Consider the following 21827-nt stretch of genomic DNA (forward strand, 5'->3'; position numbering starts at 1 on the left):
ACCGTGGACCTGTTTGAATATCAGGCGCGCGATATGTTCGAAGCGCACGGTGTACCCGTGCTCGCCGGCATCGTGGCGCACACTCCTGAAGAAGCAAAGGCAGCTGCCGAGAAGATCGGCGGCGTAACTGTCGTCAAGGCACAGGTTAAGGTTGGTGGCCGCGGCAAGGCTGGCGGCGTCAAGGTTGCCAAGACTGCCGAAGAGGCACTTGAGCACTCCACCAACATCCTGGGCATGGACATCAAGGGCCACACCGTCAACAAGGTGATGATCGCCCAGGGTGCTGACATCGCCGAAGAGTTCTACTTCTCGGTCCTCCTGGACCGCGCCAACCGCAACTACCTGGCCATGTGCTCGGTTGAGGGCGGCATGGAGATCGAGCAGCTTGCCGTGGAGCGTCCCGAGGCCCTGGCCAAGATCGCCATCGACCCCGCAGTGGGCATCGACCAGGCCAAGGCTGACGAGATCGTCGCCGCTGCAGGTTTCGCTGAAGAACTGCGCGGCAAAGTGGCCGACGTCATTCTGAAGCTCTGGGACGTCTTCAAGAAGGAAGACGCAACCCTGGTTGAGGTCAACCCGCTGGTCCGCACCGGCGCCGGCGAGATCGTTGCCCTCGACGGCAAGGTCTCCCTGGATGAGAACGCTGACTTCCGCCACGTGCACCACGCCACGTTGGAAGACAAGGATGCAGCTGACCCGCTGGAGGCCAAGGCCAAGGCCCAGGACCTCAACTACGTCAAGCTGGACGGCGAAGTAGGCATCATCGGCAACGGCGCCGGTCTTGTGATGTCCACCCTCGACGTCGTTGCATACGCCGGCGAGAACCACGGCAACGTCAAGCCCGCCAACTTCCTGGACATCGGCGGTGGAGCTTCCGCCGAGGTCATGGCCAACGGCCTCGACGTCATCCTGGGCGACTCCCAGGTCAAGAGCGTGTTCGTGAACGTCTTCGGTGGCATCACCGCCTGTGACGCCGTTGCCAAGGGCATCGTCGGCGCACTGGCTGAGCTGGGTTCCTCCGCGAACAAGCCGCTGGTAGTTCGCCTCGACGGCAACAACGTTGAGGAAGGCCGCCGCATCCTGACCGAGGCCAACCACCCGCTGGTTACCCTGGCCGCCACCATGGACGAGGGCGCCGACAAGGCCGCCGAGCTCGCCAACGCAGCTAAGTAAAGGGACGCGACAATGTCTATCTACCTCAACAAGGACTCCAAAGTCATCGTTCAGGGCATCACCGGCGGCGAGGGCACCAAGCACACCGCCCTCATGCTCAAGGCCGGCACCAACATTGTTGGTGGCGTCAACGCCCGCAAGGCCGGCACCACGGTCCTGCACGGCGATAAGGAAATCAACGTCTTCGGCACCGTCAAGGAAGCCATCGCTGAAACCGGCGCTGACGTCTCCATCGTCTTCGTACCCCCGGCATTCACCAAGGACGCCGTAGTTGAAGCCATCGAAGCCGGCATCGGCCTGGTAGTTGTCATCACCGAAGGCGTTCCTGTTCAGGACTCCGCCGAATTCTGGGCTCTCGCCCAGTCCAAGGTTGACGCTGACGGCAAGCAGATCACCCGCATCATCGGACCGAACTGCCCCGGCATCATCACCCCCGGCGAAGCACTGGTTGGTATCACCCCGGCGAACATCACGGGCAAGGGCCCCATCGGCCTGGTGTCCAAGTCCGGTACCTTGACCTACCAGATGATGTACGAACTCCGCGACCTCGGCTTCTCCACCGCGATCGGCATCGGTGGCGACCCCATCATCGGCACCACGCACATCGACGCCCTGGCTGCGTTCGAGGCTGATCCGGAGACCAAGGCAATCGTCATGATCGGCGAAATCGGTGGCGACGCTGAAGAGCGCGCAGCCGACTTCATCAAGGCCAACGTCACCAAGCCGGTTGTTGGCTACGTTGCAGGCTTCACCGCTCCGGAGGGCAAGACCATGGGCCACGCAGGCGCCATCGTCTCCGGCTCTGCAGGAACGGCACAGGCCAAGAAGGAAGCTCTCGAAGCTGCAGGCGTGAAGGTCGGCAAGACGCCGTCCGAAACCGCCACGCTGCTGCGCGAAGTTTACGCAACGCTCTAGGTTCTACAGCTAACTCACGACGACGGCCCGGCGCCTTCCCTACGGAAGGTGACGGGACGTCGTCGTGCTCTAAGTAGCTGACGCGAGCCGAAGAGTCTGGGGGAAAACTCCGACCCGCGCCAGGTCCGTGGGGGCTGGCTAGGCGATGATCTTCATGGCCTGCCAACCGGTGCCGAGGCTGATGGGCGGCACAGTGCTGAACGCTCCACTGCCTGTGCCCGGGTACAGCCACAGGGTGTCGCCGATGCGGCCTACGACGTCATTGCTGCCATCGCCGTTGAGGTCGCGGGGCCCGGCTATCGATGTTCGGTTGTCCCAACCCGTTGAGATTTGCTTCCACTGGAGCCATCCGCGGGTTCCGTTTCCGGGGTAGAGCCAGAGTGCACCCGTGTCCGAACGGCGCGCCAGCACATCTGCCTTTCCATCTCCATTAAAGTCCCCCGTGCTCAGAATTGCATTCATCACATTCCACCCGGATCCAATGGTGGTGGGAGTCCGCTGGCCGCCGGTTCCGTTGCCTTCGTAGAGCCGCAGCTCCCCGGAGCTCAGCCGCCCAATGAAGTCCGGAATACCGTCGCCGCTGAAGTCGCCGGGAGAGAACAGCTGGCTCATGGTGCTCCAGCCGGTGCTGACCTGTACCCGGGCTCCGAAACTGCCGGCACCGTTGCCCGGGTAGAACCACACGACGTCTCCGGCGCGGGCCAGGAGGTCATTCTTGCCGTCCCTGTTGAAGTCGCCGGGGGTGATGGTTTCGTTGACGGTGGACCACGCCGGTGCCGCCAGGGCCGCCTGGCGTCCCGATAGCCCGCCCGCACCGTCACCGGGGTACAAGTACAGATTTCCAGCGGTATCGGAGGCTAGGACATCGGCTTTGCCGTCACCGTTGAAGTCATGGGCCGACGGCGGTCCGGCTGCGGGCACGGTGTACGTCTGGTTGCCCACGGCTGAGGCGTTACCGGCAGTGTCCACCCCGATGTACTTCAGGTTCAGGGTTGAGGTGCCCATGAGAATCGGGGCCGAGTATTTGATGTTCGTTGCCGATTCCACCGCAGTGGGTGTGCTGCCATCGGTGGTGTAGTAGATGGCAGCCCCCGGCTCATTTGCGGTCAGGGTGATGGTTGCCCCGCTGGCCAGTGCCCGGCTGGTGGGGTTGGCTGTGACCACGGGGGCTGTGGTGTCCGGCGGCACCGTGTACGTCTGGGTGACGACGTCGGAGACGTTTCCGGCAGGATCCGTGGCGGAGTACTTCAGTGTCATCGGGCCCGGGCCGTCGAAGGTGATCGGTGCCGAGTACACCACGCCGGCGACCAAGGGGTCGGTACCGTCTTTGGTGTATTTGATGACCGAATTCGCTTCATTGACCGTGAGGGTGATGGTGGTGCCGGGAGCGTACGCGCCGCCGGCAGGGTTGGCCGTGACCACGGGCTTGGTGACGTCAGGGCCTGTGGAATAGACCTGGGTGACCACTGCGGATGGGTTGTTCGCGGTGTCTACAGCGAAGTACTTCAGGGTCAGCGGCCCGTTCACCGTGAGGGGGGTGGCGTATCTGCTGCTGGCCGTGGTGGGTGTGGACCCGTCCACGGTGTAGTAGATGGTGGCCGGCTCGTTCACGGCAAGCGTGACCTTCTGTCCGACGTCGTACGTGCCGCCTGCCGGTGTGGCTGTGACCACGGGGGCAACAACATCGGCGGTGATATGCGCTTCGAATTCGGCCAGGCCCACGTTGGTGGTGGTACCGCTGACGGAGCTGATGTTGAAGCGTACGGAGCTGACGGTCCTGGCAGGAAAGTTGGTAGTCAATCCTGAGCCGTTGTTGGGCAGGGCCGCAACCGGGACGGTGGTGCCGTCAGAAAATGTGAGATTGCCGCCGGTGACGTGGTCGCTGGGCAATGGACGGTCAAAGAGTGTCACTGCGTTGATGGTCCGGGCAGGGGAGAAGTTGTACTGGATCCAGCTACCAGCCTTGCCCCCGTTGGTGACCCACTCGCGGTTGGCATCCATGGGAGTGCCCCAGGCATATCCATCCCGCGCCTTCTCCGGACTTTGTGCGGAGGCCTTTTGGGAGGACGCTGACACCGTGGTTCCCGCCGATTTTGCTGCGTTTCCGGTCCACTCGATCGACGTGATGTACTGCCGCTTGAGCCAGTCGCTGTAAGGGGTGTCCGGGCAAACGGCACCGCAGAGGTACTCATCAAACTCAGCGAAGCGCCTGAAAGTGTTGACCTTGCTGGTCAATTCGGCCCCTGTGACGTTCTGTGCGTACTCGTCAATCACGTACGCGTCGTAGGCGGAGGAAGTATGTGGTCCCGTGTAGGCGCGGGTGGCCAGCTGACCGAACTTGGCCGCAGCCCAATGGTCGCTGTGGTCATACGGGGTGGTGAAGTTGCCGGTCCAGTCCTGGGTCCGAAACGTGGTGGGCTTGTAGTTGGCCACGAGCCGGTTCAACACGCTCTGGAGTTGGGCTTTTGTGTACGTGGCAGATCCATCAACGGGGCGGATGGTGGAGATGCGGCCGTCCCACAGTTTGAGGATGCTCTGGCCGTTGTAACGGCTGCTGCCATTGCCATTGGGGAAGCCATCCGGAAGCCGCAGGAAAACCACTGAAATATTCGGGGCGGCATTGAGCGTGTGAACGGTCAGTGGCCGCTCAGGAACACCGGCGTCAGAAGCCGTCCAGGCGTTGGCTACCCCGGCCATCAGGGCATAACTCGACCGGATGCCGTCCTCCAGGCCACCCCAATAGGACTGCCCTTCACCGGCTTCCCCCGCTGTGATGTAGACGGTCTGGACGCAGCGTTTGGCTTGGATGTCCCGCATGAAGTCCGGGCTGATGAAGATCAGGTCATCGTCGGTGTGCGCCACGATCATGTGGGCACCGCCTGTACCCGGACAGGGCGGTACTGCCGCCGAGGCGGGCATAGCCAGTCCGAACACCAGGGAGGAAAGGGCAACAGAAAGGCCCAGCAGGAATCCAAGGATTCGCCGGGCAAAGGTACGGGTGCTGACGAGTGGTAGTCGAGTATGACGACGAACGTATTTTGGACGGTCCACAACCATGCTCCTTGAGCAGATGTTGGGCCCCCCAGCCGGCAAACTTACGACGCCCCCAGGACGCCATGTCGGATTGAGTTATTCACCGCCCCACGGGTTCCCCGCGTGAAAACGATGCAGTGAGCGCTACTGTACTCCCGCTGATGGGCCGTGGGTAGGGTTCCGGCAAACTTCCATGCCAGCACTACGCTGAAACCATGAATCGCTCCGGATCCTTGAACCCGAGTCCCCGCACACTGGACGTCGAAAGTGTGGCCCACTTCAGCCACCTGGTCAGTGCAGGAGCCGGGTCCATGCACGGCTGGCACGCTCAGTCGCTGGACCTGCGAGGCCACGCACGGGACCTCAAAGCCTTGGACCCTGAAGGTGCGATCTTCCTGGGCTGCACCTTTGATGACGGGGTGGAGGAAAGCCTCCGACGGCGGGGAGCGCTCATTTTTCCCAAGCTTCACAATGTGCCGTTCAACCCTTACCGAAGCGGGGTCTACACAGCCGGGGAACTGTACGCGGACATTTCCTCCACGGAATACGAGTCCACCCTGGACGCCCGCATTTACCAATGGAGCATCCTGCCCGGGCGACGAGGCAGCCTGGACGCCACCCTCGCCGCAGCCCTGCACGATCACGCAATCGGCGATGCCTTGGACGAGTTGCTGGAGCACGGCGCGCTCTCCGGCACCAGGGTGGTGGGCGTCATGGGCGGTCACGCGGCACAGCGGGGGACCAAGGAATTCGCCGACGCCGCGCACCTGGGACGGTTGCTGGCCCAAGCCGGCTTTACCGTAGCTACGGGCGGTGGCCCCGGCGCCATGGAAGCGGCCAACCTTGGGGCTTACTTGAGCAGAGTCTCCGACGCCGACTTCACCGCCGCGCTTGAGGCCCTCGCTGCGGTGCCGGGATTCAGGCCCTCGGTGACGGCTTGGGCGCGGCAAGCAGCCGCCGTCGTCGAACGCTATCCGGACGGTACACCAACGCTCGGTATTCCCACATGGTTCTACGGCCACGAGCCGCCCAATCTTTTCTCCACCCACATCGCCAAGTACTTCGCCAACGCTATCCGCGAGGCCATCCTGTTGGAGCTCTGCGACGGCGGCATTGTGTTCCTGCCGGGCGCGGCCGGAACGGTACAGGAGATCTTCCAGGACGCGTGCGAGAACTACTATGGAGCCCCTGAGACCATCACGCCCATGGTGCTGGTGGGACGCGAACACTGGGAACGGACATTTCCCGCCTGGCCCATGGTGCAGAGCCTCGCGGCCGGGAAACCGATGGCGGAGAAGATCTTCCTGGTGGACACGGTGGAGGAGGCCTTGGCGGTGCTTGCCCCGTAGGACCTCAGAAATCCTTGCTGCAAGGTCCCCTGCCCAGCTGGGCCAAGCCGGTGAGGTCGCCGGCAGCGTACCCGCGCACCCAGGAAGCTTGATCGAACATGAGCTGCCGGGGATCGTCCACGTGGTCCAGGCCCAGGAGATGACCGAGCTCGTGCATGATCACAGCGACGCCGATCTCCTCTCCGTTGGGAGCGTTCACGATCTCAGCGAACTGGGGAGCATCCAAGGACACCGTCCCGGTGACATACGCCTTGTAGCCATCGCTGAGGCCAATGGAAGAACTTCCGCCAAGCCCCACAGTCTGCCCGGTCAGGCGTGGCACCTGCTCCGGGGTGGTCCACGCAATGAGTACCGGTGCCCAGCGGTCGCCGTACCTTTCCGGCTGGTATCCGGACCTGGTGGGGGAGGGAACTTCGGAACTGGGGCCGTCATAGACGAACCTCAGTCCCGTAGCTGAACTGGCCTGTTCCACTGCCTCCACCACCAAAGGCTGCCACGAGGCCGGCGCGAGGTCCGAGTTGACCACGTAGTGGATAGGCCTGCACGGCGAATAGGCCAGCGGGGTTCCGTCTTCTTTGACGGCCAGGAACTTATATGAGGAACTGGTGCGGTTGAGCGGGGCTGGTGTCCCCAGCGGCGCGTCCGCTTCTTCGAGTCCCGGGACGGGGTCCTGGCGTTGGCCAAAAGGAACCAATCCGGGCCGGGGAGCCTGGCTTTGCGTTGCGGACGGGCCATACAGGAACTGACGGAGTTCGCCGCTGAAGTAGGCTCCCGCGCACACCAGCGCCAGGACGCTGATGAGGAACATGATGGCCGCGATGCTGCTGTGCTTGATGGGCGGCCTGATCTGCGGAGGGTCCGGCGGGCGCTGGGAGTGCGGGAGGTATTTCGGGCGAGGGGGATCGGGGTCCGGCCACTGGGGCGACCCGTAAGGTTCCATGGAACCCCCTGACGTGGAGGCCGCGACGGGAGGTGGGGCGCCGCCGTCGACCGTAGTGGCCAGCATAAGTCCCACTCCGCCGGGAGTCCATGGCGGGAGTCAACGCCGCGAATGCTTGAAGCGCGAAGCCGCTCAGATGTCCTTGCGGCAAGGCGCCGAGGCAAGAAGATGCAGGCCGTTCAGGTCTCCCGCCGCGAGTCCGTCGGGAGCCCCGATCTCCGGATACATGAGTTGGATGGGATCATCCACGTGATCCAGGCCCATCACGTGGCCCAGTTCGTGCTGCATGACTGCCAGGACGTAGTCGGCCCCGCCGGGGCTGGCAAGCAGTTCCGTGACCTGCGGTGTGTCCAGCTCCAAGCTCCCCGTGATGTAACTTTTGGGGCCCTTATTGAGGGAGTACATGGTGCTGCCTCCGGTCCCGATGACGTTATCCGCCAGCGCCGGGGCCTCCACCGGGGTGGTCCACGAGATCAGCAAGGGAGCCCACCGGTCACCGTATTTGGACGGCTGGTAGGGCTCGCGCCGGTCCACGGGCAACTCATCCGTGGTGCCGTCGTCAATGAACTGAATGCCCGACGCCGCAGAAATATTGGCCAGGGCAGTGGCCAGCAGGGCATCGGAGCCAACAGGCGCGGTGGCGTTGTTCACAACGTAATGAAGCGGGCGGCACGGCGAATAACCTACGGGTGTGCCGTCGTCGTTGGTGGCCAGGAACTTGTACGAGTCGTTGGTGGTGCCGGGGGCCGACGGGGAGGCCAGCGGGGCATCCGCCTCCTCAAGCCCCGGCGGTGGCGCGTCAGGGGCACGCCCCGGTTCTGCAACGCCCGGTCCCTTTTGTGGGGCACCCGGAACGCTGACACCCGGGAACAGTGCGGTGATGCGGGGATCACCCTGCAGATATCCACTCACCAGAACAGCGACGATTGCGGCGATTCCGGCCATGAGGACACCGTGGAGAACCCGCACAGCTGTTGAACTGCGTCGGTGTTTTGGCGCACGTGTTGCTTCCCGCTCCGGGTCCACGGTTCTCCGTTCATGATGCCCTGGATCACGCGGGGCAGCGCGGAGGACGAACCAACATTACGTTCTGCGGGCCGAGCCGTCCAAACTTAGATGATGGTTGCCCCGAACACCAGGCCCAGCCCATAGGTTGCAGCTGCGGCTCCCAGGCCGATGGCCAGCTGACGCAGCCCGCGGCTCAGCGGCGAGGTTCCGGACAGCAAGCCGACGACGGCGCCCGTGGCCAGGAGCGCGATGCCCACCAGGACCCCGGCCACCATCAAGGCTGCAAGGCCCGTCATGCCGAAGATGAAGGGCAGGATGGGCACTATTGCACCTGAGGCGAAGAAGCAGAAGCTGGACAATGCCGCGCCCCATGCGGAGCCTACGGACTCGTGCTCGTCCGCCGGCGGTTTTTCCGGTTGCAAGGACAGGCTCGGATCGCAGTCGCAGCTGAACAAACCCATACGTTCGGCCGCTCGGTGCTCCGCAGCTTCACGGGTCATGCCCCTGGCAAGGTACACCAGGACCAGTTCGTTGTGCTCAATATCCAACGAAGGCGCGGCAGTCAGCGTTGCCTGCGTGGGAAGCGTGGCGTTAAGGAGTTCGCGCTGCGAGCGGACCGAGACGTATTCGCCCGCGCCCATGGACAGCGCACCGGCCAACAAGCCTGCCACGCCACTCATCAGGACTACAGGGCTGGGTACACCGGTTGCTGCCATGCCCATCACCAACGAGAGGTTGCTGACCAGTCCGTCATTGGCGCCAAAGACTGCGGCGCGGAAGGTTCCGGAGAGCCTGTTGCGTCCGCGCGTGGCCAGGCCCCGGACAACTTCCTCGTGGATTTGTTCATCGGCAACCATGGCAGGCGTTGCTGCAGGCTCGGTGCCGTAGGGGGAACGGCCCTCGGCGCGTTGGGCCAACGCCAGCACAAAGACCGAGCCGAAATTGCGGGCAAGGAATCCCAGGAACTGGCTCCGGGCGGACGCTGCCTTGGGCATTCCGGCGTGCTCGCCAAGGAGCTTGAGCCAGTGGGCTTCGTGGCGGCCTTCAGCTTCGGCCAGGGCGAGCAGGATTTGGCGCTCCTCGCCGTCACGCCGCTGGGCAAGTTCGCGGTACACGGCGGCTTCGGCACGCTCATCGGCCAGGTACTGGCGCCACCGGCGGATGTCCGCGTTCGACGGAAGCGCGGCTGCTGATTCGGGGGCTGCTGAGTCGGGGGTGGGGTCCGGAGCGGGGCTCGACGAACTGTGGGATTCCTGGTGCATCTGCACTACGTCTCCTGTGCTTGGCACTTGTCTCCTGTGCTGGGTGGGGTAGTTGCGCCCCTTTGCACGCCCCACACTACCGCTTATCCGCGCGGATTTTTGGCCGGTATTCCTTAACTGGAATGTTCGGTGCACCGTAATTTCCTTCCGCTCCTTGACCCTTGTTTGCGCCGGTGCTCAGATGGAAGGACACCGGCCAACCGGCCCACGAGACGGAGGTTGCACCATGAACACCACCGAATCACACGCCAACCACCCGGAACGGGCAACCATCGAGTCCGACCCGGCCTACGACTACGCCGAAGACCAGGAAGTGGACCAGCCCTGGGTTGAGGAAGTAGACGCCCCCGAGGACGACGAACGCGTGGTCCCCATCGACGAAACCGAAGAATTCCGCGAGGAGGACGAGGAACTCTAGGCCGGGTGGTCGCAGCTCAGCGTGAAGTGACGTTGGAGGCCTGCCCGCTTCCCGACGGCGGCAACAGTCACCGTCACCGTCCTTGACGCCTCACACCAGCGCGTTGGGCGGATGGCTTGGGCCAACGCCTGCGCGATCAACTGCGGCTGGGGATGCCTGAAGCGCCCGGTCCGGTCCCGTGTCGTGATGGTCACCATGCCTGTGAAGAGGTCGACGGCGGGAATCACCGGGACCGTGGGTGTGGCCGTTTTCGCCGGGGTTTCTGGTGTCTTCGTTGCGCGGCCCGTTCTGCGCCCTTTGTTCGCGCCTTATCGTGCAGAGCGGGCCACGCAACGCCTCCTCCGGGACGCAACAACGGCGACGCCGCCCCGGAAAGGGGAGGCGCCGCCGTCGAACTTTGCTTGTTTCTTTGTACCTGCCTACGAGGCGGGCGTGGTGACCTCTTCCTCTGCCACGCGTGTGCCCGCAACGCGGTCGGTCCAAGCCTTCATGACTGCCGGATCGGTGGGCTTGCTGGCGAGCGAAACCACCACATAGACCAGTGCCGAGGCGATCAGGCCATAGTAGATGGGCTCGTTGGCGTAGATGCCGTCCAGGGGAACTTCGGCGTTGATCTCGAGGATGATCATGGTGCCCAGGGTTACCACTGAACCGGCCGCCATGGACCATGCTGCAGCGATGCCCGTTCCGCGCTTCCACACCAGGCCACCGATGATGGCTACCAGCAGGCCGCCCACAAGGATGTCGTAGGCGATGGTCAGAGCGGCCACTACGTCCTTGGTGGAGATGGCGATGATGATGGCCACGATTCCCAGTCCGAGGACCCAGTAGCGGTTGGCCTTGACGTCGTGCTCAGGGTTGTCGGAATCGGAGGTGTCCACCTTCTTGCCGAACCAGCTGGCAACAAAAGGCATGACGTCTGCGCGGGCAACGGTGGCGGCAGCGATCAGCGCGCCGGAAGCCGTGGACATCATGGCTGCGACAGCTGCAGCGAGCACCAAGCCACCAATGCCGATGGGCAGCAGGCGGGTGGCAACTTCAGCGTAGACGTCATCCTTGGCGGCGATCTCCACACCGGAGAGGGCAACGCTGGCAGCCATGCCGATCAGGGCACCGGCAAAGCCGTAAAGGATGCAGTAGATGCCGGCGGTGGCCCCACCCCAGCGGGCAACCGTGGGGGTCTTGGCCGTAAAGACGCGCTGCCAGATGTCCTGGCCGATCAGCAGGCCCAGTGTGTAAACGACGAAGTAGGTGATGATCGTTTGGAGGCCGATGCCGCCGATATCGAAGAAGCTCTCATCGACGCGGGCGCGGATGCCGTCCAGGCCGCCAGCAGCGTTCAGGGCGAAGGGGAGCATCAGGAAGAAGATGCCCACCGTCTTGATGACGAACTGGACCTGGTCTGCCAAAGTGATGGACCACATGCCGCCGATGGTGGAGTAGACCAGGACAATTGCGCCGCCGATGGCGATGGCCAGCCAACGCTCCCAGCCGAAGAGGACCACGAAAATGGTGGCGTAGGCGCCGGTGGACGTGGCACACAGCATCAGTGTGTAGGCCAGCATGACGATGCCCGAGGTCTGGGTTGCGGTGCTGCCGTAACGGAGGGTCAGCATCTGGGAGACCGTGTAGATCTTGAGTTTCTGGATGGTCCCGGCGAACAGGAGGCTGAGCAGCAGCACACCCGAGCCGATGGCCACAACAAGCCACATGCCGGAGATGCCGAACTTGTAGCCCAGGCCGACGCCGCCCACGGTGGATGCGCCACCGAGGACCACTGCGGCCATGGTGCCGGTGTAAAGGAAGGGGCCCAGGCGGCGGCCTGCCACCAGGAAGTCGCTGTTGTTCTTGGTGCGGGACTTGCCCCACCAGCCGAATGCCAGCATGGCGAGCAGGTACACCACCACGATTGCGATGTTTATAGCCGATGATTCCATGAACGGTCCTTGGAGCTGATGCACTGAGGTTGGGGTTTTCGACGATACTCCTGCGAAGAGTCGAAGTCTCTGTGCTGATGATTGGAGATTGGGGAGGTGTTGTGTGCCTCACAGGCAACACTTGTTGCCTCTGAGGATATGTTGTGATGGGAGTAACAGTCAAGATCCTTTGGTCATGCTTCCGCGTATTCTGGCGTTCTTGGCCTGTCTCCCGGCTACTATTGCTCCAATGACAGGGCCACATGACAGGCCTGAAAGGTTCGTGAATGAAGGCTCTACCCGTTGAACCGAGCAATGTTCCCGTTGCCATCGGTTCCAGAATCCGCGCAGCCCGGCAAGCGCAGCGCCTCACCATCGAGCAAGTGGCGGACGCTACCGGTCTGACCAAGGGCTTCCTCAGCCGGGTGGAGCGGGACCTGACATCGCCGTCGGTTGCCTCGCTGGTCACTCTGTGCCAAGTGCTGTCCGTCTCCGTGGGCGACCTCTTCGCAGCTCCGGAGACACACCTGACCAAGCGCGACGACGGCCCCCGCATTTCCCTGGGCGGCCAGGGCATCGTGGAGCGTTTATTGACCGCCCGCTCCGAGCGTCGCTTACAGATCCTGCAGGCAACCATCGAGCCACGTGGCCGCGGCGAAAACGAGCTCTACGCCGTGGACTGCGACGTCGATGTCCTGCACGTGGTCAAGGGACGGATCAAGCTCATCCTCACCAACGAGGAGTACGACCTCGAAGAAGGGGACACTCTCTCCTTCCCGGGCCGGGAACCCCACACTTGGATCAACCCCACGGACGAGACCGTTGAGGTGCTGTGGGTCCTGGTGCCGGCGGCGAGCCGCTAGCTTCACTCTCCGTGCTGCGCTCCCTCCCAGTTAGCTCCAGTTTTGGCGCCGGGGGAGTGGGCTGAACCCCGTAATCCCGGCGCTCAGAGTAGGAGGCTGCCTACCAACTGGGCAGGAGCATCCCGACGCAGCGTGAGAACCGCCCGGATCTCCGCAATAACCCGCTCCGGCTCGAACCAGATGACTTCCGGCGGGTACCTCAGGACCAAATACCCGTTGATGGTGGAGGCGTTGTTCCGTGCCAGATCGTTGCGAAGGGCCTTTCTGTCGGAGTGAAACGCGAAGCCGTCCACTTCAATGATGAGGAATTCTTCGATAACGAGGTCGACGCGCCCGACGCCAGGTATTGCCACCTGGGCGTCGAAGGCAATTCCGTGTGTGCGGAGCAAGTGCTGGGCATCGACCTCAACAATGGACTCTGCGCGCAGGTTGAAATCCTTGAGCGCGTTGAGGACGGGCCGCGACCTGTCCCCACGAAGTTGTTCCTTCAGTAGGTCCAGCGGTACACCGTGCAAACGAATTGCCGAGACGGCCATTGCCGTTGAAGCGGGCGGCTCCAGGCAAGCCATGGCGTGAAGGACCACATCCTCCACTGCGGCAATCGGGAGGCTGGGATGGGGTTCGAATCTCATGGTTCTGTGCCTGACGAACCCGGTGCCGTGACCGTGATTGCATGCCAGATGGTGGAGGTCAGGTGCTTTGCGTATCCACAATCCGTAGTGTTGTGCAGCGCTGGCGCAGGAGACATAGGAGTTGTAGCGGAGGGCAGTTGCCAACTCGGGTCTGTGCTCCGCAAGCATGGAGATGCCACGCCGTGGTTGTTTCGCCCCCTGGCCCGGGAGGCGCGCGATGTCCTTGCGGGAATAGCCGGCTGCCAGGAGCTGGCCGGTCCGAGCCACGCCGCCTGCGAGGGGACCAACCGGGGAGGAGCGCAGCCTGCGAGGGGACCAACCGGGGAGGAGCGCGGCCTGCGAGGGGACCAACCGGGGAGGAGCGCGGCCTGCGAGGGGACCAACCGGGGAGGAACGCGCGGAACCGGGGCTAGCCCACGTGCACCCACGGGCGTCGGGTGATGTCAGGCTCGGCCTCCCGAAGTACCTCGCGGGTTACCGGGGCGATCTCTCCTTCGCCGAAGAACAGGAACTTGCTGAGGTTGGAGATCGGATTGCCCTCGGTCCAGCGGAAGTAGATATGGGGCATGAATCCTGTGACGTCGCGGATGTGGAGGAGTACTGCGGCCACGGTGTTGGGCACGTTGTTGCTGTGCACCTCCAGGATCTTGAACCCGTGCCGGACCTTGCCCACCACTTGGAGCTCCTGCTCAAAGTCGGAGCTGTCGTCCACAATGACCTCAATGAAGACGGCGTCGCAGTCAACGGGCAGGTGACTTGCCTGCTGGGCGTGCTGGAGCTTCTCCCTGTATCGGCTTGCGCTGAGGTGTTTGGGTTCGTGGGCGATGATGCGGACGGGACCTTCGGCGGCGTTGGCCGTGAATTCGAGGGCTTTCTCGTCCATCTTGATGTGAGTGGCCCGAAGTTCGAACGCGCGCCGCATGCGGGATATGAAGCTAACTACCATGATGCCCAGAATGAAGAGGGCGGCGATCTTCAGGCCGTCGGGGCGCTCGATCGAGTTGACTACGGTGGTGTAGACGAAGACGAGGGAGATCAGACCAAAGCCGATGACCTGTGCCCGCTGCTTCTTCCGCCGTGCAGACAGTGTGACGGCAATGGAGGCCGAGGTTATCAGGACCAGCACACCAGTGGCGTAGGCGCCACCTTGGGCGTTGACGTCCGCCTTGAAGATGATGGTGACAAAGAAGGCGATGACGGTGAACACCAGGACCAGCGGGCGGAGGGCGCGTGCCCATGCCGGCGCCATGCCATAGCGGGGCAGGTAACGGGGGACGAGGTTCAAGAGCCCGGCCATGGCTGACGCGCCTGCGAACCAGAGGATGGCGATGGTGCTCACGTCATAGACGGTTCCGAATCCGTCTCCTAGGAATTTGTGCGCCAGATACGCTAGAGCGCGGCCTTCGGCTTTACCGCCGTCCTGGAATTCGGCGGCGGGGATCAGCATGACGGTGGTGAAGCTGGAGGTGATGAGGAATGAGCTCATGATGATGGCCGCGGTGGTGAGGAGCTTGTGCGCACCCTTGATCCGGCCAGTGGGCTTGGCATCGGTGTCTGTTGCGTGGCCCTTGATCTGAGGCATGACGGCAACTCCGGTTTCGAAGCCGGAGAGCCCAAGTGCCAGGCGGGGGAAGACCAGAAGTGCCAGGGCGATCATCATGATGGGGTCGCCATGGGACGTGGTGAGCGCACTCCACCAGTCGGTGATGACGCCGGCTTCGGTAAAGAGATGAGTCATGGACACCACGATCACCACAAGGTTCAGCGCGAGGAATGCTGCCACCAGCACCACGGCCACGTTGATGGCTTCTTTGAATCCGCGGAGGAAGACGACGCCCAGGCCGGCGATCAAAGCCAAGGTGATGACTACTTGCTGGCCTTCGAGGAAATGCGGCGCGAAAGGGTTCTCGATGAGGTGGGCTGTGGCGTCGGCGGCGGACAGCGTGATGGTGATCATGAAGTCGGTCGCAGCAAAACCAAGGAGGGCCAGGACGAACAGCTTGCCTCCCCATCGCGGTAGCAGGCGCTCCAGCATGGCGATGGATCCTTCGCCGCGGGGGCTTTCCTTCGCAACGCGCCGGTATACGGGGAGGGCGCCGGCCAGGGTTGCGAGCACCAGGAGCAGGGTGGCCAGCGGGGACAACAGCCCGGCGGCCAGGGCGGCGATGGCTGGCTGGTAGCCGAGGGTGGAGAAGTAGTCCAGGCCCGTGAGGCACATGACTTTCCACCAGGCTTGGGGCTTGTGCGAGTCCGCAGGGCGTCCGTGGGGTCCCTGCCGCTTCCCTGAGGTATCCGGCATTCCCTCCAGTAGCCATGGCTTGAGCTTGAAGGAGTTCTTTGGCCGGTTGGCCGGATCGGCCGGAGGCCTCGACAGGGTGGTCACGGTGTCCTTTCGTGCAGCAGTGTGCTGCTTCCGCTAGGAGCGTATGGCCGCGTTCGACGCCGGGACCCCGGTTTTTATGGAATCTTAACGCCCGCTGTGACGGGCATCTCATGACGCACGCCCGGAAAGCCAATTTGTAAACATGTGATGCTTATTAGACAACTTTGAGTGTATGATGGGTGTCACAGACGCTGACTTATCTCGAAGGAGAGGCATTTTGGAAGAGCTCCGCATTGAGGCCAACGGGAACCTCGGCCCCATCGATTCATCCCGCATCCCGCGATACGCCGGTGCCGCTACCTATTCCCGCCTGCCCCGCCTGGACCAGGTCTCCAAGGCTGACGTCACCGTTGTTGGCGTCCCCTTCGACTCCGGCGTTTCCTACCGCCCTGGCGCGCGCTTCGGTGCCAACCATGTGCGTGAAGCCAGCCGCCTGCTCCGTCCCTACAACCCGGCATGGGACGTCAGCCCGTTCGAGAACATCCAGGTTGCCGACGCCGGCGACATGGCCGTGAACCCGTTCAACATCAACGAGGCCATCGAGACCATCCAGCAAAACGCCTTGGATCTCACGGCCAACGGCAGCAAACTGGTCACTCTCGGTGGCGACCACACCATCGCCCTGCCTCTGTTGAGGGCAGCCGCTGAGCGTGCCGGTGAGCCCATCGCGATGCTCCACTTCGACGCACACCTGGACACCTGGGATACCTACTTTGGCGCCGAGTACACGCACGGCACCCCGTTCCGACGGGCCGTGGAAGAGGGCATCCTTGACACCGAGGCCATCAGCCACGTCGGTACCCGCGGTCCGCTGTATGGCAAGAAGGACCTCGACGACGACCACCGCTTCGGCTTCGGAATCGTCACCTCCGCAGACGTCTACTACCAGGGCGTCCTTGAGACCGTGGCCAAGATCCGCGACCGCATCGGCAACCGTCCGCTGTACATCTCCGTGGACATTGACGTTCTTGATCCGGCGCACGCGCCCGGCACCGGCACTCCTGAAGCCGGCGGCATCACCAGCCGCGAGCTCCTGGAAATCATCCGTGGTTTCCGGGGCATGAACCTCGTTGGTGCGGACATCGTTGAAGTTGCTCCGGCCTACGACCACGCGGAAATTACCGGTGTTGCAGGCAGCCACGTAGCCTACGAGCTCGTGACCCTCATGGCGGACAACGCAGTGGAAGGTGACCGCCAAGGTGCCCCCAACGGCTACGCGCAGCAGGCCCTCGGCGCCCGCATCGCGGAACTCGCGCAGGTAACCGGAGCAACCGGAGACCAGCGATGATCGATTTCGATCCGGGCACAGCAGCCCCCACCAAGGGCACCAACCAGCGAAACGGTGGGGACCTCGTCGTCGAGACCCTTGAAGCGCTGGGCGCGAAGACAGTCTTCGGTATCCCGGGCCAGCACGCCCTGGGTCTCTTCGACGCCATGGGTCGCGGCAACTTGCACTTCGTTTCCTCCCGTGTGGAGAACAACTCGGCCTTCGCAGCCGACGGGTATTCACGTGCCACCGGCGAGGTGGGTGTGCTGTTCCTGTCCACCGGGCCCGGTGCGCTGACGTCCCTGGCCGGTTTGCAGGAGGCCTATGCCACAGGTGTTCCCATGGTGGTTGTGGCCAGCCAGATTCCGCTCGATGGCCTGGGTGCCCGCCGCAAGGGCATGTTGCACCAGCTCGACGACCAGAAGGCCTCGGCCGCGAACGTCACCAAGAGCCAGCGACTGATCCAGCACGCCTCGGGCATCCCCTCGGCCATCCAGGACGCGTGGACCGAAGCGATCTCCTCACCGCAGGGCCCTGTGTGGATCGAAATCCCGCAAAACGTCCTGCTGGACCCGATCATGGTTCCCCCGGTGGAGGACGCCCTCGCCGAAGCACTCGACAACCCGCCGCGCGTCGAGCTGATCCGCGAGGCCGTGAAGTGGCTTTCGACGGCGGAACGTCCGGCCATCATCGCCGGCGGCGGTACCCGTCGTGGCCGGGCCGAGAAGTCGTTGCTCTCGATCGCCGAGCAATTACGGGCTCCGGTCATTTGCACCCCGGGCGGCAACGGCGCGTTCCCGTGGACCCACGAGCTGTCCTTACAGTCGTGGATCGAGGACCGGTATATGACCGACGTCCTGGAAGACGCCGATGTGCTGATCGTGATCGGCTCCTCCCTGGGTGAAGTGACCTCGAACTACTTCACGTTCGAACCACGCGGCCGGATCATCCAGATCGACGCCGAACCCCGCGTCCTGGAATCCAACCGGCCCGGTTTGGGCATCCGTGCCGACGCCGGCCAGGCCCTAGCGGCCCTGGACGAAGCCCTCGCAGCTGCCGGTGCCGCGGACTCCGTGAAGCGTGACTGGCACGGCACCAGCCCGGAGGACGTGGTCAAGGAATCCCTGGCCAAGGTCAAGGCCCGCCTGGAATCACAGGACCTGGCCAAGGAACTGAAGTTCATGGCCGACATCCGCGAGGCTGTTCCGGCTGACATGCAGACGTTCTGGGACATGACCATCTCTGCGTACTGGGGCTGGAGCTGCTGGGACGCCCGGCAGGGCCAGTTCCACTCCGCCCAAGGCGCCGGCGGCTTGGGCTACGGCTTCCCTGCGGCAATCGGCGGTGCCGTGGGACTGGAGACCACCGGCAAGCCGAGCAGGGTGCTGGCCGTTTCCGGTGACGGATCCTCCATGTACTCCATCTCCGAGCTCGCCACCGCCAAGCAGCACAACGTCCCGGTCACCTGGCTGATTGTGGACGACGGCGGCTACGGCATCCTGCGCGAGTACATGGTGGGCGCCTTTGGCCAAGCCACCGCCACCGAGCTCGCCCGCCCGGACTTCGTGAAGCTTGCCGAGTCCTTCGGCGTCCCGGCGCGCCGGGTTTCCCCGGAGGAAGTGGGGGACGCGCTCAAGGCGTCCTTCGCAGCGGACGGACCCAACGTCGTCGTGGTTGAGACCCTGCTGAAGATGTTCGGCCCCACGCATTTGGACGACTAAGCAGACCCTGGTAGACGCAGAAAGCCCCCGCACGGAACCTCGTGCGGGGGTTTTCTGCGTTGCGAGGCCCACTCTGCACCCAATTTCCACGAAATAAGGTGCAGAGCGGGCCCCGCAACGGAACTGAAACGCATCTTTAGTTTCCCAAAGCAATCAATCTGAGTTATAGTTGCTTTAGGCAAGCAAAAGAGGGGTGTTTTCCATGTCCGTCGGTTCCGCCACAGCAACCGATCTTGTGCATCAAATCTTCGACCTCCAGCGCACACTGCGCTGTGTGGTGACCGCCCATATGGCCCGCGTTCCCGACGTCGGAATGGCTGTTCAAGGGGTGATGCGATTCATTGGCGAGGGGGAGACCCGCGCTACGCATCTGGCCACGCGGCTCGGTGTCAGCGCACCGGTCCTGAGCCGGCACGTCACCGAACTCGAGGAACTGGGCTTCGTGGTCAGGCGGCCCGATCCCGCGGACGGCAGGGCCCAACTGCTTGCCCTGACGGAGGAAGGCTCCGCGAAACTGCGCGAATTCGAAGAACAACGCAGCGTGAGACTGCGCGATTACCTGGCGGATTGGAGCGAGGCTGACGCCCTCGAGGCCTCCCAGGTCATCAACAAACTCACCGAGTCACTCAAGGACTCAATCCGGGCAACGGCGGCCGGCTCCATCACAACCAACCAGACAGCTTAGGAGCCACCATGGCCACACCAGCAGTTCAGAACACCAAGGCGGTGGACGCCTCAGCCAGCCCCGCGGCCAGCAAAGCCGCAGCGCCCATGACGCACCGGCAGATCATGGAAGCCCTCACCGGCCTCCTCGCCGCCTTCTTCACCGCAATCCTCAGCAGCACTATTGTTGCCAACGCATTGCCCACCATCATGTCCGAGCTCAAGGGCACCCAAACCGACTTCGCCTGGGTCATCACGGCAGCGTTGCTGGCCAACGCTGCAACCACACCCATCTGGGGCAAGCTCGCCGACCTTTTCGACAAGAAGCTCCTGGTCCAGCTGAGCATCATCATCTTTGTGGCCGGCTCAGTCATGGCTGGACTGTCCGAAACCATTCCGCTGCTGCTCACCGCCCGCGTCATCCAAGGCGTGGCCATGGGTGGCCTCACAGCCTTGGCCCAGGCAATCATCGGCTCCATGATTCCGCCGCGCGACCGCGGTAAATACTCCGGTTACATGGGTGCCGTCATGGCCGTTGGCACTGCTGGCGGACCGCTGTTGGGCGGCTTCATCGTTGACAGCCCGTTGGGCTGGCGCTGGACGTTCTTCGTCTGCGTGCCGCTGGCCGTCGTCGCGCTCATACTGCTGCAGGTGACGCTGAAAATCGAGCACATCAAGCGTCCCGCCAAGATCGACTGGCTCGGTTCCATCCTGCTGACCTCCGGCGTCAGCCTGTTGCTGATCTGGGTTTCCTTCGCCGGCAACCCCGACTACTACGACTGGTTCTCCTGGCAGTCCGCCCTCATGGTGGGTGGCGGCGTAGCTCTTCTGGCTGTGCTCGTGTTCGTGGAAACCAAGGTGGCCCAGCCCATCATCCCCCTCAAGATCATCTCCGAGCGCACCACGGCCCTGGCCATTGTTGCCTCCGTTGCGGTGGGCATCGCCATGTTCGGTTCGTCCACCTTCCTGGGTCAGTACTTCCAGGTTGCCCGCGGCGCCACACCCACCGAGGCAGGGCTGCTGACGCTGCCCATGATCGCCGGAAACCTTATTGGTTCGGTCGCTTCGGGCATCCTGATCAGCCGCTTCGGTAAGTGGAAGAGGTTCCTGATTGCAGGCTCCGTCCTCCTCATTGGCGGTCTCGCATTCGCCGGAACCATGGACCACACCACTGAACTGTGGATAGTGGCGATCTACACCGGTGTGTTCGGGCTCGGCCTGGGCATGCTGATGCAGAACCTGGTCCTCGCTGTTCAGAACACCGTCCAGGCCAAGGACATCGGAACCGCGAGTGCCTCCGTGGCGTTCTTCCGCTCGGTTGGTGGCGCAATCGGCGTATCCGTTCTCGGTGCCATCATGTCCAACCACGTGAAGGAACTCGCTGTTGAGGGCATGACTGCCGCAGGGATCCCTGCCCAGGGTGGCGCGTCCGGAGCGAGCATGGACCTGGCTGACATGCCTGCCCCCATCGCGGACATCATGCGCGCTGCCTACGGTGACGCGACTGCTCAAATCTTCCTGATCTCCGCGATCATCAGCGTCGTTGCCCTCCTCGCCGTGCTGTTCATCAAGGAGCGTCCACTGCGACGCACCGTGGATGCAGCTCCTGAGAAAGAACTGGTTGCCACGGCTTCAGGGGACGCCGGAATGTCACTGGACACGGCGTCCATGGACGCAGTGAAAGCGTCCGACGACGGCGCCCGCCGCCCAAGTGCCCATCCTGCGGTTTCGGTGGGCGGACGTCAGGTAGGGGCGGACCGTCAGGTTCCGGTAGGGGACCGTCAGGCTCCGGTAGGGGACCGTCAGGTTCCAAACCCGGAGTCAGGATCCGATCTTGACCTCGAGTTCGCTCGGATCCTCACGCAGGAACGGCCTCACGGCACCGCTGATGTGAAGGAAGTCCAGGAGCAGTTGTCCCGTACCCAGTACGTTCTGGCGGAACAGCAGCTTCAGCTGAGCCGTGCCAACGTGGAGCTGCAGGCCCGGTTGCGGGAGCAGCAGACCATTGCCGAGCAGCAAGCCCACACCGCGGAAGAGCTTGCAGCGATCCGCAAAGAACTCAAGCGTGAGCGCAGGCAGCAGGAGCGCATGGCGTTGCTGCTCCTCCAAGGCGTCGAAGCCCGTTCGGACCACGGCAAGCACGCAGGCTAACTCACTGGGGTCCCGGCCCTGTCCGGGGATCCAGGCCGGGGCTCCTGATGGAGTGCGGGGAAACGGCCAACGAGGGCGGGATTGGGAGCGCCGGCTGGGAAACCAGCCGGCGCTTTCTTGTTTGCCCCGACTG

General features: G+C 63.5%; 17 protein-coding genes. 9 read left to right on the forward strand and 8 right to left on the reverse strand.

Annotated features, from left to right (window positions below):
* The first annotated feature begins 3 nt into the window (after positions 1 to 3).
* Together sucC and sucD are read left to right on the forward strand one after the other, a co-directional pair.
* On the forward strand, positions 4 to 1173 hold the full coding sequence (sucC, locus tag LDN70_RS05365; protein ID WP_089593935.1) for an ADP-forming succinate--CoA ligase subunit beta: 1170 nt from the start codon (positions 4 to 6) through the stop codon (positions 1171 to 1173).
* A 12-nt stretch (positions 1174 to 1185) separates the two neighbouring features.
* Positions 1186 to 2088: a succinate--CoA ligase subunit alpha gene (sucD, locus tag LDN70_RS05370; protein ID WP_062070672.1), complete on the forward strand. Its 903-nt coding sequence runs from the start codon at positions 1186 to 1188 to the stop codon at positions 2086 to 2088.
* A gap of 138 nt (positions 2089 to 2226) precedes the next feature.
* Here the strand turns inward: sucD and LDN70_RS05375 are convergent, their stop codons facing one another.
* Positions 2227 to 5145, reverse strand: a complete 2919-nt coding sequence (locus tag LDN70_RS05375; protein ID WP_223941973.1) for a chitobiase/beta-hexosaminidase C-terminal domain-containing protein — start codon at positions 5143 to 5145, stop codon at positions 2227 to 2229.
* A 191-nt stretch (positions 5146 to 5336) separates the two neighbouring features.
* Between LDN70_RS05375 and LDN70_RS05380 the strand changes: the two genes are divergently transcribed.
* Entirely contained in the window at positions 5337 to 6470 is a 1134-nt protein-coding gene (locus LDN70_RS05380) for an LOG family protein (RefSeq protein ID WP_223941974.1), read from the forward strand.
* 4 nt (positions 6471 to 6474) lie between these two features.
* Here LDN70_RS05380 and LDN70_RS05385 read toward each other — a convergent pair whose 3' ends face one another.
* The 3 genes from LDN70_RS05385 to LDN70_RS05395 all read right to left on the reverse strand — a co-directional run bounded on the left by LDN70_RS05385 (position 6475) and on the right by LDN70_RS05395 (position 9680).
* Positions 6475 to 7476, reverse strand: a complete 1002-nt coding sequence (locus LDN70_RS05385; RefSeq protein WP_142940055.1) for a matrixin family metalloprotease — start codon at positions 7474 to 7476, stop codon at positions 6475 to 6477.
* A 66-nt stretch (positions 7477 to 7542) separates the two neighbouring features.
* Positions 7543 to 8379, reverse strand: coding sequence for a matrixin family metalloprotease (locus tag LDN70_RS05390; protein ID WP_223942601.1), 837 nt, complete (start codon positions 8377 to 8379; stop codon positions 7543 to 7545).
* 143 nt (positions 8380 to 8522) lie between these two features.
* Positions 8523 to 9680: a VIT1/CCC1 transporter family protein gene (locus tag LDN70_RS05395; RefSeq protein ID WP_223942602.1), complete on the reverse strand. Its 1158-nt coding sequence runs from the start codon at positions 9678 to 9680 to the stop codon at positions 8523 to 8525.
* Positions 9681 to 9906: 226 nt separating this feature from the next.
* Here LDN70_RS05395 and LDN70_RS05400 point away from each other — a divergent pair, with 226 nt between their 5' ends.
* Entirely contained in the window at positions 9907 to 10098 is a 192-nt protein-coding gene (locus tag LDN70_RS05400; RefSeq protein WP_142940054.1) for a hypothetical protein, read from the forward strand.
* On the opposite strand, the gene LDN70_RS05405 is transcribed toward LDN70_RS05400, so the two are convergent.
* Positions 10095 to 10325, reverse strand: coding sequence for a hypothetical protein (locus LDN70_RS05405; RefSeq protein ID WP_223941975.1), 231 nt, complete (start codon positions 10323 to 10325; stop codon positions 10095 to 10097). The two genes, LDN70_RS05400 and LDN70_RS05405, sit on opposite strands and share 4 nt — an antisense overlap.
* 192 nt (positions 10326 to 10517) lie before the next feature.
* Positions 10518 to 12035: a sodium:solute symporter family protein gene (locus LDN70_RS05410; protein ID WP_187697267.1), complete on the reverse strand. Its 1518-nt coding sequence runs from the start codon at positions 12033 to 12035 to the stop codon at positions 10518 to 10520.
* Between the two features lie 266 nt (positions 12036 to 12301).
* On the opposite strand from LDN70_RS05410, the gene LDN70_RS05415 reads away from it, so the two are divergent.
* Positions 12302 to 12877, forward strand: coding sequence for a helix-turn-helix domain-containing protein (locus LDN70_RS05415; protein WP_024819844.1), 576 nt, complete (start codon positions 12302 to 12304; stop codon positions 12875 to 12877).
* A gap of 83 nt (positions 12878 to 12960) precedes the next feature.
* Here the strand turns inward: LDN70_RS05415 and LDN70_RS05420 are convergent, their stop codons facing one another.
* The gene (locus tag LDN70_RS05420; protein ID WP_223941976.1) at positions 12961 to 13776 is read right to left on the reverse strand and encodes a DUF559 domain-containing protein; all 816 of its coding nucleotides are present in this window, start codon (positions 13774 to 13776) and stop codon (positions 12961 to 12963) included.
* A gap of 142 nt (positions 13777 to 13918) precedes the next feature.
* Positions 13919 to 15892 carry an APC family permease gene (locus LDN70_RS05425; protein WP_223941977.1) on the reverse strand — a complete coding sequence of 658 codons (1974 nt, stop codon included), beginning with the start codon at positions 15890 to 15892 and terminating at the stop codon, positions 13919 to 13921.
* A 217-nt stretch (positions 15893 to 16109) separates the two neighbouring features.
* Here LDN70_RS05425 and speB point away from each other — a divergent pair, with 217 nt between their 5' ends.
* The 4 genes from speB to LDN70_RS05445 all read left to right on the forward strand — a co-directional run bounded on the left by speB (position 16110) and on the right by LDN70_RS05445 (position 21694).
* Positions 16110 to 17180 carry an agmatinase gene (gene speB / locus LDN70_RS05430; protein ID WP_223941978.1) on the forward strand — a complete coding sequence of 357 codons (1071 nt, stop codon included), beginning with the start codon at positions 16110 to 16112 and terminating at the stop codon, positions 17178 to 17180.
* A complete protein-coding gene (locus LDN70_RS05435; RefSeq protein WP_223941979.1) occupies positions 17177 to 18880 on the forward strand; it encodes a thiamine pyrophosphate-binding protein in 1704 nt (567 codons plus the stop codon). Before speB ends, LDN70_RS05435 begins: the two co-directional genes overlap by 4 nt.
* Before the next feature lie 202 nt (positions 18881 to 19082).
* Entirely contained in the window at positions 19083 to 19565 is a 483-nt protein-coding gene (locus LDN70_RS05440) for a MarR family winged helix-turn-helix transcriptional regulator (protein WP_142940049.1), read from the forward strand.
* 8 nt (positions 19566 to 19573) lie between these two features.
* Positions 19574 to 21694: an MDR family MFS transporter gene (locus LDN70_RS05445; RefSeq protein ID WP_223941980.1), complete on the forward strand. Its 2121-nt coding sequence runs from the start codon at positions 19574 to 19576 to the stop codon at positions 21692 to 21694.
* Positions 21695 to 21827: the final 133 nt, after the last annotated feature.

The organism is Arthrobacter sp. StoSoilB22 (genome assembly GCF_019977315.1).
GTDB lineage: Bacteria > Actinomycetota > Actinomycetes > Actinomycetales > Micrococcaceae > Arthrobacter.

Excerpts from the sequence above, each read along its gene's own strand:
- sucD (WP_062070672.1), top strand. The coding sequence starts at position 1,186 with ATGTCTATCTACCTCAACAAGGACTCCAAAGTCATCGTTCAGGGCATC.
- LDN70_RS05375 (WP_223941973.1), bottom strand. The coding sequence starts at position 5,145 with ATGGTTGTGGACCGTCCAAAATACGTTCGTCGTCATACTCGACTACCA.
- LDN70_RS05380 (WP_223941974.1), top strand. The coding sequence starts at position 5,337 with ATGAATCGCTCCGGATCCTTGAACCCGAGTCCCCGCACACTGGACGTC.
- LDN70_RS05385 (WP_142940055.1), bottom strand. The coding sequence starts at position 7,476 with ATGCTGGCCACTACGGTCGACGGCGGCGCCCCACCTCCCGTCGCGGCC.
- LDN70_RS05395 (WP_223942602.1), bottom strand. The coding sequence starts at position 9,680 with ATGCACCAGGAATCCCACAGTTCGTCGAGCCCCGCTCCGGACCCCACC.
- LDN70_RS05400 (WP_142940054.1), top strand. The coding sequence starts at position 9,907 with ATGAACACCACCGAATCACACGCCAACCACCCGGAACGGGCAACCATC.
- LDN70_RS05410 (WP_187697267.1), bottom strand. The coding sequence starts at position 12,035 with ATGGAATCATCGGCTATAAACATCGCAATCGTGGTGGTGTACCTGCTC.
- LDN70_RS05415 (WP_024819844.1), top strand. The coding sequence starts at position 12,302 with ATGAAGGCTCTACCCGTTGAACCGAGCAATGTTCCCGTTGCCATCGGT.
- LDN70_RS05435 (WP_223941979.1), top strand. The coding sequence starts at position 17,177 with ATGATCGATTTCGATCCGGGCACAGCAGCCCCCACCAAGGGCACCAAC.
- LDN70_RS05440 (WP_142940049.1), top strand. The coding sequence starts at position 19,083 with ATGTCCGTCGGTTCCGCCACAGCAACCGATCTTGTGCATCAAATCTTC.
- LDN70_RS05445 (WP_223941980.1), top strand. The coding sequence starts at position 19,574 with ATGGCCACACCAGCAGTTCAGAACACCAAGGCGGTGGACGCCTCAGCC.